This is a genomic window from Agrobacterium sp. InxBP2 (assembly GCF_026191755.1).
GTDB lineage: Bacteria > Pseudomonadota > Alphaproteobacteria > Rhizobiales > Rhizobiaceae > Agrobacterium > Agrobacterium pusense.
The window spans coordinates 37,805-52,339 of record NZ_JAINDY010000026.1; the positions used below are offsets into that span (position 1 = coordinate 37,805).

11 protein-coding genes are annotated in these 14,535 nt (G+C 60.4%); all 11 read left to right on the plus strand.

The features are described from left to right. Positions 1-103: 103 nt before the first annotated feature. The 11 genes from ntrB (at position 104) to K7A42_RS08275 (ending at position 14,534) form a co-directional block, all read left to right on the plus strand. Positions 104-997: a nitrate ABC transporter permease gene (gene ntrB / locus K7A42_RS08225; RefSeq protein ID WP_282455064.1), complete on the plus strand. Its 894-nt coding sequence runs from the start codon at positions 104-106 to the stop codon at positions 995-997. A 13-nt stretch (positions 998-1,010) separates the two neighbouring features. Further along, positions 1,011-1,808 carry an ABC transporter ATP-binding protein gene (locus K7A42_RS08230; RefSeq protein WP_282455065.1) on the plus strand — a complete coding sequence of 266 codons (798 nt, stop codon included), beginning with the start codon at positions 1,011-1,013 and terminating at the stop codon, positions 1,806-1,808. A 5-nt stretch (positions 1,809-1,813) separates the two neighbouring features. Further along, the gene (gene nirB, locus K7A42_RS08235; protein ID WP_282455066.1) at positions 1,814-4,261 is read left to right on the plus strand and encodes a nitrite reductase large subunit NirB; all 2,448 of its coding nucleotides are present in this window, start codon (positions 1,814-1,816) and stop codon (positions 4,259-4,261) included. A gap of 5 nt (positions 4,262-4,266) precedes the next feature. Then, on the plus strand, positions 4,267-4,602 hold the full coding sequence (nirD, locus tag K7A42_RS08240) for a nitrite reductase small subunit NirD (RefSeq protein ID WP_006699925.1): 336 nt from the start codon (positions 4,267-4,269) through the stop codon (positions 4,600-4,602). Between the two features lie 238 nt (positions 4,603-4,840). Continuing rightward, positions 4,841-7,489, plus strand: a complete 2,649-nt coding sequence (locus tag K7A42_RS08245; protein ID WP_282455067.1) for a nitrate reductase — start codon at positions 4,841-4,843, stop codon at positions 7,487-7,489. Next, positions 7,461-8,927, plus strand: a complete 1,467-nt coding sequence (gene cysG / locus K7A42_RS08250; RefSeq protein WP_162750271.1) for a siroheme synthase CysG — start codon at positions 7,461-7,463, stop codon at positions 8,925-8,927. Before K7A42_RS08245 ends, cysG begins: the two co-directional genes overlap by 29 nt. 142 nt (positions 8,928-9,069) lie before the next feature. Then, positions 9,070-9,843 (plus strand): DeoR/GlpR family DNA-binding transcription regulator, encoded by a 774-nt coding sequence (locus K7A42_RS08255; protein ID WP_006699927.1) that lies wholly within the window; start codon positions 9,070-9,072, stop codon positions 9,841-9,843. Between the two features lie 108 nt (positions 9,844-9,951). Beyond that, a complete protein-coding gene (locus K7A42_RS08260) occupies positions 9,952-11,475 on the plus strand; it encodes a glycerol-3-phosphate dehydrogenase (protein WP_112555192.1) in 1,524 nt (507 codons plus the stop codon). A gap of 36 nt (positions 11,476-11,511) precedes the next feature. Continuing rightward, on the plus strand, positions 11,512-12,582 hold the full coding sequence (locus K7A42_RS08265) for an ABC transporter ATP-binding protein (protein ID WP_006699929.1): 1,071 nt from the start codon (positions 11,512-11,514) through the stop codon (positions 12,580-12,582). Positions 12,583-12,594: 12 nt separating this feature from the next. Continuing rightward, the gene (locus K7A42_RS08270; protein WP_022563294.1) at positions 12,595-13,665 is read left to right on the plus strand and encodes an ABC transporter ATP-binding protein; all 1,071 of its coding nucleotides are present in this window, start codon (positions 12,595-12,597) and stop codon (positions 13,663-13,665) included. Positions 13,666-13,667: 2 nt separating this feature from the next. Next, positions 13,668-14,534, plus strand: coding sequence for a carbohydrate ABC transporter permease (locus K7A42_RS08275; protein ID WP_004437268.1), 867 nt, complete (start codon positions 13,668-13,670; stop codon positions 14,532-14,534). The last annotated feature ends 1 nt before the right edge of the window (position 14,535 follow it).

Below are 14,535 nucleotides of genomic sequence, written 5' to 3' on the forward strand. Positions count from 1 at the left end.
CGGGCGTCGCCCTTCATCCGCCGGCCGCGCTTCCCAACCGGTGCGGCTGAAGACCGGGTGAGGGGCGAGCCCAGACCGCAACCGACATCAAGAGGAAATGCCCATGTCCGCATTGGCCCGAAAATTCAACGAAGAGCCGCAGCAGCAGGCAGCGAAGAAGGCAAATGTCGTGGCGCTTGCGCCGAAACAGGCGCCGCGGATTGATCTGCGCAAATGGGCTGTGGTAGCGGCCCGCAACATCATCCCGCCGTTTGTCGTTCTCGCCATTCTGCTTGCTGTCTGGCAGCTGCTCTGTTCCGCCCCCGGCGCCTCCCTGCCGCCGCCGAGCCAGGTTTTCGAGGAGAGCTACGATCTCATCGTATCGCCGTTCTTCCATAACGGCTCGCAGGATATAGGTCTCGGCCTGCGCGTGCTGGTGTCGCTGGAGCGGGTGGCCTACGGTTTCGGCCTTGCCGCCATCGCCGGGATCATTCTCGGGGCTGTCATCGGCCAGTCGGTCTGGGCGATGCGCGGCCTCGATCCGATCTTTCAGGTGCTGCGCACCGTGCCGCCGCTCGCCTGGCTGCCGCTTTCACTGGCCGCCTTTCAGGACAGCAATCCGTCGGCCATTTTCGTGATCTTCATCACCTCCATCTGGCCGGTCATCATCAATACCGCAGTCGGCGTGCGCAACATTCCGCAGGACTACCGTAACGTGGCGCAGGTGCTGCGGCTGAACCAGCTCGAATTCTTTTTCAAGATCATGCTGCCATCGGCAGCACCCTACATCTTCACCGGCCTGCGCGTCGGCATCGGCCTTTCGTGGCTCGCGATTGTGGCGGCGGAAATGCTGACCGGCGGCGTCGGCATCGGCTTCTTCATCTGGGACGCTTGGAATTCCTCGCGCCTGCCCGACATCATCGTGGCACTCGCCTACATCGGCGTCGTCGGCTTCATGCTCGACAAGCTGGTGGCGGCGCTCGGCAAGGTCATCACCCGCGGCGCTGCGGCCAACTGAAAGGGCGATAACTATGAACGCATATCTCAAGCTCGATCACATCGACAAATATTTCGACAAGGGCGGCTCGCGCGCCGAGGTGCTGAAAGGCATCAACCTCACTCTCGAAAAGGGTGAATTCGTCTCGGTCATCGGCCATTCTGGTTGCGGCAAATCCACCATGCTGAACCTCATCGCCGGCTTGACGAAAGTCTCCGCCGGTGCCGTGCTCCTCGAAAACCGGGAGGTCAACGAACCCGGACCTGAACGCGCCGTCGTGTTTCAGAACCACAGCCTGCTGCCGTGGCTTTCGGTTTATGAAAACGTCAATCTCGCTGTCGAGAAGGTCTTTCGCAACACCAAGACCCGCCCCGAGCGGCATGACTGGGTCATGCGCAATCTCGATCTCGTTCAGATGGGGCACGCGAAAGACAAAAAGCCTTCGGAAATTTCCGGCGGCATGAAACAGCGTGTCGGCATTGCCCGGGCGCTCGCCATGGAGCCGAAAATCCTGCTGCTGGACGAGCCTTTCGGGGCGCTGGATGCTCTGACCCGCGCTCATCTTCAGGATGCGGTGATGGAAATCCACGCCCGGCTCGGCAACACCATGGTCATGATCACCCATGACGTGGACGAGGCGGTGCTCTTGTCCGACCGTATCGTGATGATGACCAACGGTCCCGCCGCCCATATCGGCGAAGTGCTTGAGGTGCCGCTGGCACGTCCGCGCCACCGCATCGAGCTTGCATCCGACAAGACCTACCTCAAATGCCGCGAGGCTGTGCTGAAGTTCCTTTACGAACGTCACCGCTTCGTCGAAGCCGCGGAGTAACGACCATGACGCAGAAACTCGTCATCATCGGTAATGGCATGGCGCCGGGGCGCATGCTGGAAAACCTGTTCGAAACCGCGCCCGGCCTCTACGATGTCACCATTTTCAACGCCGAGCCGCGTGTTAATTACGATCGCATCATGCTCTCGCCGGTGCTTTCAGGCGAAAAGAGCTACGAGGACATCGTCATCCACAATGACGACTGGTATGCGGCCAATAATGTGACGCTGCACAAGGGTGCGAAGGTCACCGGTATCGATCGGGACAAAAAGACCGTCACCAGCGAAAACGGTATTACGGCTTCCTATGACAAGCTGGTGATCGCCACCGGTTCTCTGCCCTTCATCATTCCCGTCCCCGGCCATCAATTGCCCGGCGTGCTCGCCTATCGCGATCTCGATGATGTGACGAAGATGCTGGAGATCGCAGAAGGAAAGGGCCGCGCCATTGTCATCGGCGCCGGGCTTCTCGGGCTGGAAGCCGCCTATGGTCTCAAGCGTCAGGGAATGGACGTCACCGTCATCCACCTGATGCCGACGATCATGGAGCGTCAGCTTGATCCGGCAGCGGCCTATCTTCTGGAGAAGGCGCTCACCGAGCGCGGCATCGACATCATCACCAAGGCCAATACCAAATGCATTCTTGGCAAGGAGAAGGTCGAGGGCATAGAGCTGGAAGACGGCAGGATCATCAAAGGCGACATGGTGGTGATGGCGGTCGGTATCCGTCCCGCTTCCGGTCTTGCCAGGGAAGCCGGTCTTGCCGTCAATCGCGGTATCGTCGTTGACGATGGCATGATGACGTCGGACGCCTCGATCTATGCGCTTGGCGAATGCGCGGAACATCGCGGCATATGCTACGGGCTGGTTGCCCCGCTTTATGAATCGGCCCGGGTGTTGGCCGACCGCCTTTGCGGCGGTTCGGCCGAATATCACGGCTCCGTCACTAACACGAAGCTCAAGGTCACCGGCATCAACTTGTTTTCCGCCGGCGATTTCGCAGAAGGCGACGACCGCGAGGAAATCGTGCTGCGAGACGCCACGGCCGGCGTCTATAAGCGCCTCATCCTGAAAGAAAACCGCATCATCGGTGCGGTGCTCTACGGCGAGACGGCGGATGGGTCGTGGTTCTTCGATCTGATGAAAAAGTCCGCCGATATTTCCGCCATGCGCGAAACCCTGATTTTCGGCCAGGCCTATCAGGGAGGGTCGCCGCTGGACCCTATGGCGGCCGTTGCAGCCTTGCCGGATGATGCGGAAATCTGCGGCTGCAACGGCGTTTGCAAGGGTAAGATCACCTCGTCCATTACCTCCAAGGGATTGACGTCTCTGGATGATGTGCGCGCCCACACCAAGGCGTCGGCCTCCTGCGGCAATTGCACCGGCCTTGTCGAACAGCTGATGACGCTGACGCTCGGCGACAGTTATAACCCCGCTGCCGTGCAGCCCATGTGCAAATGCACCGATCTCGGCCACGACGATGTACGCCGTCTCATCAAGGCCAAGGGTCTGAAGACCATTCCAGCCGTGATGCAGGAGCTGGAATGGAAAACCTCCTGTGGCTGCGCAAAATGCCGGCCGGCGCTCAATTATTACCTCGTCTGCGACTGGCCGGATGAGTATGCCGATGATTACCAGTCGCGTTACATCAATGAGCGTGTTCACGCCAATATCCAGAAGGATGGGACCTATTCCGTCGTGCCGCGCATGTGGGGCGGTGTGACATCCTCTTCCGAACTTCGGGCGATTGCCGATGTGGTCGACAAGTTCGAAATCCCAATGGTTAAGGTGACGGGCGGCCAGCGCATCGACCTTCTCGGCATCGAAAAGGAGGATTTGCCCGCGGTCTGGGCCGATCTCGGCAAGGCCGGGTTCATTTCCGGCCAGGCCTATGCCAAGGGCTTGCGCACCGTGAAGACCTGTGTCGGCCAGCAATGGTGCCGCTTCGGCACGCAGGATTCCACCGGGCTTGGCATCCGCATTGAAAAATTCATGTGGGGCTCGTGGACACCCGCCAAGCTGAAGCTTGCCGTTTCCGGCTGTCCGCGCAACTGCGCCGAGGCCACCTGCAAGGATATCGGCGTCATCTGCGTTGATTCCGGGTTCGAAATCCATTTCGCCGGTGCCGCCGGCCTCGATATCAAGGGCACTGAAGTTCTGGGTCTTGTCAGAACCGAGGATGAAGCGCTGGAGCATATCGTGGCGCTCACCCAAATGTACCGTGAGCAGGCGCGCTACCTTGAGCGCATCTACAAATGGGCCAAGCGCATCGGCTACGACGAGGTTCGTCGCCAGATCATGAATGATGCGGAGAAGCGTCGGGCCTATTTCGAACGCTTCGTCTTCAGCCAGAAATTCGCGCAGGTCGATCCCTGGTCTGAGCGTGTGTCCGGCCACGACAAGCACGAATTCAGGCCCATGGCGGCAATCGGTTTCAGCGAGGCAGCGGAGTGAGAACGATGGACGTCAACTGGATCGATATTGGTGACATCTCCGACATCCCACTACGCGGCGCACGGTGCGTAAAAACGCCGATGGGCAAGATCGCCGTGTTCCGCACGGCGGAAAATCAGGTCTTCGCCATCGAGGACCATTGCCCGCACAAGGGCGGGCCGCTGAGCCAGGGCATCGTGCATGGCGCTTCGGTGACGTGTCCCTTGCATAATTGGGTCATTTCGCTGGAAACCGGCAAGGCCTTGGGGGCAGACGAGGGCGAGGTGCGGACCATCCCGGTGCGTAATCTGGATGGAAGGCTTTCGATAGCGCTCGAAACCCTGATGATTGCGGCGGAGTGAATTGCGATGGCGGTGGCTTTACCCCCCTTTGCCCTGCCGGGCATCTCCCCCTCAAGGGGGGAGATCGACAAGCGGAGGGCTCCTCGTTCCCTCTCCACCGGCGACGACGCCAGTTGTGAATGGAAGTTTGTGCCGCGATTGATCTCCCCCCTTGAGGGGGAGATGCCCGGCAGGGCAGAGGGGGGTAAGCGCCACACGTTGAGGCGGCGTAACCGCCACACGCTGAGAGGGCAAACCCATGCCCGTTGAAACCAAAACCACCTGTCCCTATTGCGGCGTCGGCTGCGGCGTCATCGCCACCGTCAACGACGATGGCATCGTTTCCATCAGAGGCGATCAGGACCACCCCGCCAATTTCGGCCGGCTGTGCTCCAAGGGCTCGGCTCTCGCCGAAACCATCGACCTTGAAGGACGCATTTTTCACCCTGAGATCAATGGCAAACGGGCAACATGGGACGAAGCGCTTGATCTCGTCGCTTCCCGCTTCTCCGACACCATTGCCGAACATGGCCCGGATTCGGTTGCCTTTTACGTCTCCGGCCAATTGCTGACGGAGGATTATTACCTCGCCAACAAGCTGATGAAAGGTTTCATCGGTTCGGCCAATATCGATACCAACTCAAGGCTCTGCATGTCGTCCTCGGTCGCCGGCCATCGCCGCGCCTTCGGGGCCGATACGGTGCCGGGCACCTATGAGGATATGGAGCTTGCCGATCTGGTGATCCTCACCGGTTCCAATCTCGCCTGGTGCCATCCCGTCCTCTACCAGAGGCTAGCGGCGGCAAAGGCGGCACGGCCGGAAATGAAAGTCGTTGTCATCGATCCGCGTCGCACGATGAGCGCCGATATTGCCGATATGCACCTCGCCATCCGCCCGGATGGAGACGTGGCCTTGTTTACCGGCCTGCTGGCGCATCTTTCCGGTAGTTCTGCAGTCGATCACGCCTTTGTGGAAGATCACACGGTCGGTTTTGATGCTGCGATGCAGGCAGCAACCGAACATAGCCTGCCTGATATCGCTGAGGCCACCGGGCTGACGATTGCCGAACTGATCCCCTTTTACGAATTGTTCGAACGCACCGAAAAAACCGTCACCTGTTACAGCCAGGGCGTCAACCAGTCGCAAAGCGGCACCGACAAGGTCAACGCTATCATCAATTGCCACCTTGCGACCGGTCGCATCGGCAGGCCCGGCATGGGACCGTTCTCGCTGACCGGCCAGCCGAACGCCATGGGCGGGCGCGAGGTCGGCGGGCTGGCCAACATGCTGGCCGCCCATATGGCCATCGAAAGTGCCGGGGATCGTGATCGCGTGCAGCGCTTCTGGGCCTCGCCTGCCATTGCGGAAAAATCCGGCCTCAAGGCCGTTGATATGTTTCGGGCCGTGGCCGATGGCCGCATCAAGGCGCTGTGGATCATGGCAACCAATCCAGTGGTGTCCATGCCTGACGCCGGTGCTGTCGAAGCGGCCATCAAGGCCTGTCCATTCGTCGTGGTGTCCGATGTCATGGACAAGACCGATACGGCGCGCCATGCCCATGTGCTTCTGCCATCGCTTGGCTGGGGGGAAAAAGACGGCACGGTCACCAATTCCGAGCGGCGCATTTCCCGCCAGCGCGGTTTTCTCGATGCACCCGGTGAAGCGAAAGCGGACTGGTGGCAGATGGCGGAAGTGGGCCGGCGCATGGGTTTCGGCGCAGCCTTTGCCTTCCGGCACGCGTCGGAGATTTTCTCCGAACATGCGGCTCTGTCTGGCTTCGAAAATCTGGGCAGTCGCGATTTCGACATCAGTGGCGTCGACCCGAAAGTCTATGACGGGATGGCGCCCTTCCAATGGCCAAGACCGCAGGCAGGTGACGCCGGCACGGCGCGTTTCTTCGCAGATGGCCGGTTTTATCACGCCGATGGCAAGGCGCGGTTCATCGTCACAGCCTTGCCGGAGGTGGACAGAACGTCGGCGGACTATCCGCTGACGCTGAATACCGGGCGCATTCGCGACCAGTGGCATACCATGACCCGCACCGGCAAAAGCGCACGCCTTACCGCCCATATCGCCGAGCCATTCGCCGAGCTTCACCCGCGCGATGCACAGGCGCTGGGCATCGAAAGCGCCGATCTGGTAGAGCTGGAAAGTCCACATGGTAAGGTTCTGCTGCGGGCGTTGATCAGCGAAAGGCAGGCGCGCGGATCGGTCTTCGCGCCGATGCACTGGAACGACCAGTTTGCCTCGCTGGCGCGGATCGATATGTTGGTGGCCCCGGTCACGGACCCCTATTCCGGCCAGCCCGCCTCGAAAAACACGGGCGTGAGGGCAAGACGTTTCGAAGCGAAGGCTTACGGTTTCGCCATTTCCCGCACCCGGCCCGATGCGCCGGACTGCGCCTATTGGGCCATTGCAAAGGCGGATGGCAGCTATCGCATGGAGCTTGCCTTTGCGGAAGAGCCGCAGGACTGGACGCTCTGGGCACGACAGGTCTTCGGCATCGACGCCGGGATCGAGCCGCTGGGTTATAGCGACCGGCAAACTGGCGATCTGCGCCTTGCCTTTTTCGATGGCGATATACTGCTGGCGGCGCTGTTCATCGCAAGGCGGCCGGTGGCTGTTGCCCGCAACTGGGCGATTTTACAATTGACCGAGCGCCATGAGGACTTGCGAATGCGGTTTGCGCTGATCGCCGGTCGCCCCGGAGCCGGCCGTCCCGATCCGGGGGCCACGGTCTGCTCTTGCTTCAATGTCGGCGTCAACCAGATCACGGCCGCAGTCCGGGATGGCTGCCATAGCGTCGAAGCCATCGGCAAGGTGTTGAATGCCGGCACCAATTGCGGCTCGTGCCGCGCCGAAATCAAGGGGGTCATCAATGGATGCCTTAAAACCGCAGCGGAATGAACCGGCCCGTATGGAGAAACTCGCCAAGCTGCCGGTTTTCTGGGGGCTTGAGGGCAAGCGCGTAGTGCTGGCGGGCGGATCGGATGGGGCCGCCTGGAAGGCGGAGCTGTTGCTGGCCTGCGGCGCGGAATTGCATGTCTTTTGTGAGAGGGGTGACCTGTCCGAGACATTTGCAGGGCTCGTTGCCAGAAGCACTCGCCTGCATTTCCATGCCATGCGCTGGCATAGTGGCATATTCGCCAATGCGGAACTGGCGCTGGCGGATTGCGAGACGGATACGGAGGCGGCAGCCTTTCATGCCGCTGCGCGGGCGGCGGGTGTTCCCGTCAACGTCATCGACAAGCCGGAATTCTGCCAGTTCCAGTTCGGCTCCATCGTCAATCGCTCGCCAGTGGTCGTCTCGATCTCCACCGATGGCGCAGCACCTATTCTGGCTCAGGCCATCCGTCGGCGCATTGAGACATTGCTGCCGCACTCGCTCAGGGATTGGGGCGCGCTTGCCCGGACCATCCGTGAGCGGGTTAACCTGCGGCTGACGCCAGGTCCGTCCCGGCGGCTGTTCTGGGAGAAATTCGTCGATCGGGCCTTTACCGAAAGGCTGGACGAAGACAGCGAAGAACGATTGCTGATGGCTACCGGAATGCAGGCTTGCGAGGTTGGGGGGCGGGTGACGCTTGTGGGCGCCGGCCCTGGAGACGCCGAACTTCTGACGCTGAAAGCGGTGCGCGCCCTGCAGGCGGCAGATGTCATCCTGTTTGACGATCTTGTCTCAGCCGAGGTGCTGGAGCTGGCGCGGCGGGAGGCCAAGCGCATGCTGGTTGGCAAGCGCGGCGGCCGCGAAAGCTGCAGGCAGGAAGATATCAACGACATGATGATCCGGCTTGCAAAGGCGGGAAAAAGGGTGGTGCGCCTGAAATCCGGCGATCCGATGATTTTCGGGCGCGCCGGTGAGGAGATCGCCGCGCTGGCGGCTGAAAACATTCCCGTCGATGTCGTGCCCGGCATCACCGCGGCAAGCGCCATGGCCTCCCGCCTCGGCATTTCCCTGACCCATCGCGACCACGCCCAGTCGGTGCGCTTCATCACCGGCCATTCCCGTCAGGGAAAGCTGCCGGAGAATATTGACTGGACATCGCTTGCCGACCCCGCCGTAACCACGGTTTTTTACATGGGCGGGCGAACCGCGGCGGCAATCCAGTCCTCCTTGCTCGCCCACGGCATGGACGCCTCGACGCCCGTTGCCGTCGTGGTTTCCGTCACCCGGGCGAATGAGCAGCGCTGGTGCGGCCCACTCACGCAACTGTCTGCGGCAATCGAGCGGCTGGGGGTAAACGAGCCCGTTCTGATCGGCATTGGCGATGCGTTCCGCGCCGCTTCCCCGGCGCTGTCCTTGATGGACGCAAAGGAGATCCTTCCACCCGTTCTGATAGCTCGATGACGGACCACGCGCCGCCCCGGCGCAAATTTTTGACACATGACGTCGACGCGGCCACCCACGGTCGGCCTAAACCATCCCTTGACATTGGTTTTTCGTTCGCTCTTCAATAAAACGAAAAAATTGAAAGAGGAGGGAGGGCGAAATGTTGCTCACACCGCGTCAGGATGAAATCGTCGCGCTGGCGAAAGCGAACGGGCGAGTGCTGGTCGACGAGCTGGCATCTCGGTTTTCCGTCACCCCTCAGACGATCCGCAAGGACCTGAACGACCTCTGCGATACCCGTGTTCTGACCCGCATCCACGGCGGCGCGCTTTTTCCAAGCGGCAATGAAAATGTCAAATACGAGGCTCGGCGGGCGATTGCTTCCGTGGAGAAACAGGCGATCGGGGCCGCTGCCGCCGCTCTCATTCCCAACAATTCGTCGCTTTTCATCAACATCGGCACGACCACGGAGGCGGTGGGCGAAGCGCTGGCGGATCATCACGAACTGATGGTCATCACGAATAATATAAATGTTGCCAACAGGTTACGCGTTTTCCCGGGTATTGAGGTGGTGATTGCCGGTGGTGTCGTGCGCGGCTCCGATGGCGGCATTGTCGGCGAAGCGGCCGTGGATTTCATTCGCCAGTTCAAAGTGGATTTCGCCGTCATCGGCGTGTCCGCCATCGATGAGGACGGCGCCCTGCTGGATTTCGATTTCCGCGAGGTCAAGGTTGCGCAGGCAATCATCTCCAACGCGCGCCATGTGATTCTGGTATCGGATTCGCTCAAATTCGAACGGACGGCCCCTGTCCGCATCGGCCATCTTTCGCAGGTTCATACCTTCATCACCGATCATTGTCCGATTGATTCCATCCGCGGCATCTGCGCCGATCACGATGTCCGGCTGATCGAGACGGAGGCCCGCGGCACCTGATCCACCGGCTGTCGGAATTTCGTTTGACATTCGTTTTATCTTCGAATTAGATGGTCGTGCTTTCAATATATCGATGAGGAGAGCGTCGATGAAAGCGCGGGAGGGTGCATGTCTGACGAGGCAATTCACGATATTTTCGTGATCGGCGGCGGTATCAATGGCTGCGGCATTGCGCGCGACGCCGTCGGCAGGGGCTATTCCGTCGCACTTGCAGAAATGAACGATTTCGCCTCCGGTACGTCGTCTGCTGCAACCAAGCTCATTCATGGCGGCCTGCGTTATCTCGAACATTACGAGTTTCGCCTGGTGCGCGAAGCGCTGATGGAACGCGAGGTTCTGTGGGCCATGGCGCCTCATATCATCTGGCCCATGCGTTTCGTGCTGCCCTTCCAGAAGGGCGGTGTGCGTCCGGCTTGGCTCGTGCGTCTCGGGCTCTTCCTTTACGATCATCTTGGCGGCCGCAAGCTTCTGCCCGCCACCCGCTCGCTCGATCTGCGCCGTGATCCGGCCGGAAAGCCTTTGAAACCGATTTTCGCCCGGGCTTTCGAGTATTCCGACGGATGGGTCGATGACGCCCGCCTGGTCGTGCTGAACGCCCGTGATGCCGCTGACCGTGGCGCGTTGATCCTCAATCGGACGCAGGTGGTTTCCGCGCGGCGCGACGGCGCGTTCTGGCGGGTCGAGACGAGAAATGCCGCCGGAGAAACGCAGGTCCACCGGGCGCGGATGTTGGTGAATGCCGCCGGTCCATGGGTCGACAGGGTTCTGTCGGCGACCTTCGGAAAAAACAACGTTCACAATGTTCGCCTCGTCCAGGGCAGCCATATCATCGTGCGCAAGAAGTTCTCCGATCCGCGCGCTTACTTCTTTCAGAATCCGGATGGCCGCATCATTTTCGCCATCCCTTACGAACAGGATTTCACCCTGATCGGCACGACGGATCGCGACTATACCGGTGACCCCCGGGCTGTTAAGATCAGCGACGAGGAAATCAGCTATCTCTGCAGCGCGGCGAGTGAATATTTTGCCGAACCGGTGAAGCCGGCCGATATTGTCTGGACCTATTCCGGGGTGCGGCCGCTTTTTGATGACGGCGCGTCAAAAGCGCAGGAGGCGACGCGTGATTATGTCTTGAAGACCGAGGGGACCGACGGCGAGGCACCACTTCTCAATATTTTCGGCGGCAAGCTCACCACTTATCGGCGACTCGCCGAACATGCTCTTGAAAAGATCGGCGATGCGCTGGGAACAAAGGGAGCCCCATGGACAGCGGGTTCTCATCTGCCGGGCGGAAATTTCAATGTAGAAGCTTATGCTGCGGAGGTTTCTGCGCTGCTATCGCGTTATCCCTTCATGGAAAAGCGTCATGCGGAGCGGCTCGTACGCTGCTACGGCACCGATGTGGCGGCGATGATAGGCAATGCGACAGACGCGTCGGCGCTTGGGCGGCATTTCGGCGGCACGCTCTATGAAGCCGAAGTTCGCTGGCTGATGGCGCGGGAATGGGCGCTGACGGCGGAGGATATTTTGTGGCGCCGTACCAAGCAGGGGCTTTTTTTGACCCCCGACGAGGTGCGTGGGTTGGAGGACTACATCGATGACATTGCAGGTGGACGATTGAAGGCAATCTGACGATCCGGACAAAAGCGGAGGAGGCTTTGGATCACCATGCTTGAATTGCGAAATGTCTCGAAGATGGTGGGCGGTGACTATCATATTCATCCCACGGATCTGACGTTGCAGCGCGGAAGCCTGAACGTTCTGCTTGGACCGACGCTTTCGGGCAAGACGTCGCTCATGCGGCTTATGGCAGGGCTGGACAAGCCAAGCAGCGGCTCGATCCTGGTCAACGGCGAGGATGTGACCGGCTGGCCGGTCCAGAAGCGCAACGTCGCCATGGTGTACCAACAGTTCATCAACTATCCGGCGCTCAGCGTTTACGAAAACATTGCCTCGCCGATGCGGGTTGCGGGCAAGGATCAGGCAACCATCGACCGGGAAGTGAGAAAAGCCGCGGAGCTTCTGAGGCTTACACCCTATCTCGACCGTACGCCGCTCAATCTTTCCGGCGGCCAGCAGCAGCGCACGGCACTTGCCCGCGCCATCGTCAAGAACGCCACTCTGGTGCTGCTCGATGAGCCGTTGGCCAATCTCGATTACAAGCTGCGCGAAGAATTGCGCGAGGAGCTGCCGCGCATTTTCGCGGAGTCGGGCGCGATCTTCGTTTATGCCACCACAGAGCCGTCAGAGGCGCTGCTGTTGGGCGGCAATACGGCAACACTCAACGAGGGCAGGGTAACCCAGTTCAGTCGCACCATCGAGGTTTACCGGCGCCCGGTGGATATTGTGACGGCGGAAATTTTCGCCGACCCGCCGCTCAACACCATCGAGGTCATCAAGACGGGTGGAGCCTTTACCCGTGCTGATCGCGCAGTTGTCGCGGTGCCGGCGCACCTTGCCACCGTGCCGGATGGACCTTTGACCATCGCTTTCCAGCCGCATCATCTTTTCCCGCAGGCGAAGGGTGAAGCACGGCAATCCATACGGGCGCGGACGCTGATCTCGGAAATCGCCGGGTCGGAAAGCTTCGTGCATGTGGAATTTTCGGGCCGACGCTGGGTCATGCTGGCGCATGGCATCCACGACATCGAACCGGACAGGGATATCGAGCTGTTTCTCGATACAAGCCACCTGATGGCATTCGACGCAAATGGCCGCGCCATCGGCGAAGCGGCGTAAGGGGGATCGGTCATGGCACGTATCACGCTCGATCATATCCGCCACGCCTATAACGCCAAGGCGCAGGCTGCCGGCGATTATGCGCTGAAGGAGGTTCATCACGAATGGGAGGATGGCGGGGCCTATGCACTTCTCGGTCCCTCCGGTTGTGGTAAGACCACGCTGCTCAACATCATTTCTGGCCTGCTGCGCCCCTCCGAAGGCCGCATCGCGTTCGACGGAACAGACGTCACGGATTTTGCGACTGAAGATCGCAATATCGCCCAGGTGTTCCAGTTCCCGGTCGTTTACGACACGATGACAGTTTACGACAATCTTGCTTTTCCGCTGCGCAACCGGCATGTGCCGGAGGCCGAGGTCGACCGCCGCGTGCGGGAAATCCTTGAGATGACCGACCTCTCCGGTATGGCCAAACGCAGGGCCCGCGGGTTGACGGCGGACCAGAAGCAGAAGATCTCGCTGGCGCGCGGCCTCGTACGCTCCGACGTCAACGCCATTCTCTTTGATGAGCCGCTGACGGTCATCGATCCGCATATGAAATGGGTGCTGCGCTCGCAGCTGAAGCGCCTGCATCGCCAGTCCGGTTTCACCATGGTCTACGTCACCCATGACCAGACCGAAGCGCTGACCTTCGCCGACAAGGTGGTGGTGATGTATGATGGCCAGATTGTCCAGATCGGCACGCCGGCTGAGCTTTTCGAGCGGCCGGGGCATACATTTGTCGGTTATTTTATCGGCTCGCCGGGCATGAATGTTCTGCCCGCCAATATCGAGGGGACGACGGCTGTAGTCGGCGGTCTTGGTGTGCCGCTGGCAGGTGCGCCGACGATCGCATCGGGGCAGCGCATCGAAATCGGCATCCGCCCGGAATTCGTCCGGCTGGAGCGCGGCGGCATGCCCATCACTGTCGATAAGGTCGAGGACATCGGCCGGCAGAAGATCGTGCGTGCCCGGTTCGCCGGCCAGAAACTCGCGATCGTCGTTGCGGAAGACGAGGAAATCCCGGCGGAGGCCGGTGTGCGCTTCGACCCGGCCGCCATCGGTGTTTTCGCCGATTCCTGGCGTGTAAAGATGGGGGCCTGACCATGGAAAAAAGCTGGAACAACAAGGCATGGTTCATGGTGCTGCCAGTGCTGGTGCTGGTCGCCTTCTCCGCCGTCATTCCGCTGATGACCGTCGTGAATTATTCGGTGCAGGACACCTTCGGCAACAACCAGTTCTTCTGGGCGGGAACGCAATGGTTCGAGGAAATCCTGGCGTCGGACCGGTTCTGGGATGCGCTGGGGCGCAACCTGCTATTCTCCGGCATCATCCTCGCGATTGAAATTCCGCTCGGCATCTTCATCGCACTCAAAATGCCGAAATCCGGCATCGGCGTGCCGATCTGCCTCGTCACCATGGCACTGCCGCTGCTGGTGCCGTGGAATGTGGTGGGCACGATCTGGCAGGTCTTCGGGCGCAGCGATATCGGACTTCTCGGTTATTACGCCAATCAGCTCGGGCTCGACTACAACTATGTCAACGATCCCGTCGATGCCTGGATTACCGTCGTCATCATGGATGTGTGGCACTGGACGAGCCTTGTCGTGCTTCTGTGTTATGCCAGCCTGGTTTCCATTCCTGACGCCTATTATCAGGCGGCAAGGATCGATGGCGCGTCGCGTTTTGCGGTGTTCCGGTTCATCCAGCTGCCGAAGATGAAACGGGTGCTGCTGATCGCCTTCCTGCTGCGCTTCATGGACAGTTTCATGATCTATACCGAACCCTTCGTCGTCACCGGCGGCGGCCCGGGCAATTCCACAACCTTCCTGTCCATCGATCTCGTGAAGATGGCACTTGGCCAGTTCGACCTCGGCCCGGCAGCGGCCATGTCGCTGATCTACTTCCTCATCATCCTGCTGTTATCGTGGGTGTTCTATACCGTGATGACCAGCCACGACGCGGAGACCTGAG

Coding starts and splice junctions, on each gene's coding strand:
- ntrB (WP_282455064.1), top strand. CDS start 104: ATGTCCGCATTGGCCCGAAAATTCAACGAAGAGCCGCAGCAGCAGGCA.
- K7A42_RS08230 (WP_282455065.1), top strand. CDS start 1,011: ATGAACGCATATCTCAAGCTCGATCACATCGACAAATATTTCGACAAG.
- nirB (WP_282455066.1), top strand. CDS start 1,814: ATGACGCAGAAACTCGTCATCATCGGTAATGGCATGGCGCCGGGGCGC.
- nirD (WP_006699925.1), top strand. CDS start 4,267: ATGGACGTCAACTGGATCGATATTGGTGACATCTCCGACATCCCACTA.
- K7A42_RS08245 (WP_282455067.1), top strand. CDS start 4,841: ATGCCCGTTGAAACCAAAACCACCTGTCCCTATTGCGGCGTCGGCTGC.
- cysG (WP_162750271.1), top strand. CDS start 7,461: ATGGATGCCTTAAAACCGCAGCGGAATGAACCGGCCCGTATGGAGAAA.
- K7A42_RS08255 (WP_006699927.1), top strand. CDS start 9,070: ATGTTGCTCACACCGCGTCAGGATGAAATCGTCGCGCTGGCGAAAGCG.
- K7A42_RS08260 (WP_112555192.1), top strand. CDS start 9,952: ATGTCTGACGAGGCAATTCACGATATTTTCGTGATCGGCGGCGGTATC.
- K7A42_RS08265 (WP_006699929.1), top strand. CDS start 11,512: ATGCTTGAATTGCGAAATGTCTCGAAGATGGTGGGCGGTGACTATCAT.
- K7A42_RS08270 (WP_022563294.1), top strand. CDS start 12,595: ATGGCACGTATCACGCTCGATCATATCCGCCACGCCTATAACGCCAAG.
- K7A42_RS08275 (WP_004437268.1), top strand. CDS start 13,668: ATGGAAAAAAGCTGGAACAACAAGGCATGGTTCATGGTGCTGCCAGTG.